Annotated in this window: 4 protein-coding genes; 1 reads left to right on the forward strand and 3 read right to left on the reverse strand. The window is 63.2% G+C overall.

The window, feature by feature from the left end; all coding sequences use genetic code 11:
* Positions 1–28: 28 nt before the first annotated feature.
* A complete protein-coding gene (gene ubiA / locus EN964_RS30200; RefSeq protein ID WP_164749081.1) occupies positions 29–1,012 on the reverse strand; it encodes a 4-hydroxybenzoate octaprenyltransferase in 984 nt (327 codons plus the stop codon).
* A gap of 68 nt (positions 1,013–1,080) precedes the next feature.
* Positions 1,081–1,992, reverse strand: a complete 912-nt coding sequence (locus EN964_RS30205) for a LysR family transcriptional regulator (protein WP_127270340.1) — start codon at positions 1,990–1,992, stop codon at positions 1,081–1,083.
* 89 nt (positions 1,993–2,081) lie between these two features.
* Here EN964_RS30205 and EN964_RS30210 point away from each other — a divergent pair, with 89 nt between their 5' ends.
* Positions 2,082–2,903, forward strand: a complete 822-nt coding sequence (locus EN964_RS30210) for a phytanoyl-CoA dioxygenase family protein (RefSeq protein ID WP_127270339.1) — start codon at positions 2,082–2,084, stop codon at positions 2,901–2,903.
* Here the strand turns inward: EN964_RS30210 and EN964_RS38200 are convergent.
* Positions 2,891–3,076: hypothetical protein (locus EN964_RS38200; protein ID WP_206528779.1), on the reverse strand; the 186-nt coding region annotated here is incomplete at its 5' end. The genes EN964_RS30210 and EN964_RS38200 overlap by 13 nt on opposite strands.

Genomic DNA, 3,076 nt, shown 5'->3' on the forward strand with positions numbered 1-3,076 from the left:
TCCCCGTATAGTGACGGGGAGAAGAAGACTAAACCAGCGGCTTCAGAGCCACCCACACAGCGCCGCCGATCAGGCCCAGGAAGATCAGCCAGCCGACCTGGTTATTCGACCTGAACAGCCGCAGGCATTGGTCCGGATTGTCGATATCCAACACGGCGATCTGCCGCGCCATATGGGCGCCGGCGGCGATCAGTCCGGCCAGCGCCACCACCGGCGCTTGCGCCGACGCGAAGGCGATGGCGAAGCAGATCAGCGCGCCGCCATAAAGCCCGGCCAGCCACGATTTGGTGTTATCGCCAAACAGGCGTGCCGTCGAGCGCACGCCGACAATGGCGTCATCTTCCTTGTCCTGATGTGCGTAGATCGTGTCGTAGCCGATCACCCACAGGATCGAGCCGATATAAAGCATGATGGCAGGCCCATCGAGATCGCCGAACTCGACCGCCCATCCCATCAGCGCGCCCCAGGAAAAGGCAAGGCCAAGCACCAGTTGCGGCCAGTTGGTTATCCGCTTCATGAATGGATAGATGGCGATGACCGCCAGTGAGCAGATGCCGAGCAGGACGGCGAAGCTGTTGAACTGGATGAGCACGACGAGGCCGACCAGGGCCTGCAGGACGAGAAACAGCCATGCCCGCCGGCGCGTCGCCTTGCCCGACGGCAACGGTCGCGAGCGCGTGCGCTCCACCTGGCTGTCGATGTCCTCGTCGACGAGGTCGTTGTAGGTGCAGCCGGCGCCGCGCATGGCGATGGCCCCGACCAGGAACAGCACGAGATACAAAGGCGCCGGCAGCAGTGAGAGCAGCGGGTCGCCCGGACGCGGATAGGCGCTTGCCGCCAAGGCTGCCGACCACCAGCACGGCCACAGCAGCAACTGCCAGCCGATCGGCCTGTCCCATCGAGCAAGCTGCGCATAGGGCCATATCGAGCGCGGCAGCACGCGGTAGACCCAATGGCCGTTCGGCGCATCGGCGACACGGCCCTGGGCCGCTTTCGACTGGATATTTTCCATGTCCATGGAGTGGCAGCAGCGGCAGAAACCGTCAAGCGGCAAGCGGAGACGCGGCGCCTGTCAGCCTTTCACGAGGCAAAGATGTCGCGGGTGGCGAACCAGTCCCTGGCCACCTCGACGAAGGCCAGCGCTGCATTCGACACACGCTGATGCGTGTCATAGGTCAGCAGGATCCGCTGCATGGGCAGCGGATCGGACAGCGGCTTGCAGATAAGCGGCAGGCCGTCATAGCTGCGGTCGCCGTGCGGGCGGGTATAGCTGACCGCGACGCCGAAGCCGTTGGCGACCATGCTACGCTGCAGTTCGAACGAGCTTGTCGTCGTATCGGCCACCGGCGAGAGGCCGCGGCTGCGGAACAGGTCGAGCATGTGCTGCCAACTGTGCGGCTGATCCGTCGTGATCAGCGGATAGGCGGCCAGATCGGCAAGGCTGACCGTTGGGCGGTCCGCCAGGGCATGGCCTGCCGGCAACAGCGCGTGTGGACGAAGTTCGCGCAGCAGGATGCGGGCGAAATGCGTCGGCAGGCTGAGATCATAAGTCAGGCCGAGATCGATGGCCGCATCTCCCAGCCGTCGTCCCAGAGTCTCGAACGTCTCGTCGCGAACGACGATTTTGACGGCCGGATAGCGTTCGGAGAAGGCGCGGATCAAAGCCGGCGCGAAGAAAGGCGCCAAATCCTCGAAGCATCCCAGCACCAACTCACCGCTGACAGCCGATTTGCTTGAACCCAGGCCGACGAGTTCTTCCGTTTCGGTGAGAACCTGCCTTGCCTTGGCCACGACGGCGCGGCCGAACGATGTCGGCGACACGCCGCTTCCGCGCTGGCGGACGAACAGCTTCTGGCCGAAATTCTTTTCGACCGCGTCAATGGCCACCGAGATCGACGGCTGCGAAACGTTCAGCATCTTTGCCGCTCCGGTGACGCTGCCGTGACGCGCCACGGCAACAAGATAACGCAATTGGGTGAGGGTCACATTCATAGGATAGTCCTATGTATCAAATGGAAAGTTATTATTTTACTGAATGAACGAGGGTTGCGATAGTCGGTTCATTCCAAGAGGAGAACGCCATGGCTTCCGCAACCGACACCCAGACAATCGACGCCCAAACCATCGATGCAAAGACGATCGCCGACTATCAGCGCGACGGCGCTGTCTGCATTCGCGGCGCCTTCAAGGGCTGGGTCGACACGATCGCCGCCGGCATCGAGCGCAACATCCAGAACCGCAGCGCCACCGCATCCGACATCGCCAACGGTCGCGGCAGTTTCTTCGACGACTACTGCAACTGGGAGCGCATTCCCGAATTCGTCAGCGTGGTGCGGGGTTCGCCCGCCGCCGAACTGGCGGCAGCGGTGATGCAGTCGCGCACCGCGCAGTTCTTCCACGATCATGTGCTGGTCAAGGAACCCGGCACGCAGAAGCCGACGCCCTGGCATCAGGACATCCCCTACTATTTCGTCGATGGCCAACAGACGGTGAGCTTCTGGATCCCCATCGACCCGGTGAAGGAAGCGACGCTGCGCCTGATCGCCGGCTCGCACAAATGGGACAAGATGATCCTGCCGGTGCGCTGGCTCGACGACAGCAATTTCTATGCCGGCGAGGGCGACTATCTGCCGGTGCCAGATCCCGACAAGGATCCGTCGATGAAGGTGCTCGAATGGGAAATGGAGCCGGGCGACGCCATCCTGTTCGACTTCAGGACCGCGCATGGCGCGCGCGGCAACCTGACCGCGGCGCGGCGCCGGGCGCTGTCGCTGCGCTGGGTGGGTGACGATGCGCGCTATGTCGAGCGGCCGGGCCGCACCTCGCCGCCCTATCATGGCCACGGCATGCAGCCGGGCGAGAGGCTGCGCGAGGACTGGTTTCCGGTGGTCTACCAGGGCTGAAGCGAGGCCAGAAAATCGACGCCGATGTGCGCCGCCGATTTTCGGCTGGGGTAACGTTCCCGTGCGCAATTCCCATCAATGCGCCCGGATGCCTTGACCCGTCGCCCAGAGAGCAATAGCGGGTGCTCTAACGGATAGTCGGCATCAAGAGGTGGCCATGAACGTTCTTCTTC

Source organism: Mesorhizobium sp. M7A.F.Ca.CA.001.10.2.1, assembly GCF_003998575.1.
Classification (GTDB): domain Bacteria; phylum Pseudomonadota; class Alphaproteobacteria; order Rhizobiales; family Rhizobiaceae; genus Mesorhizobium.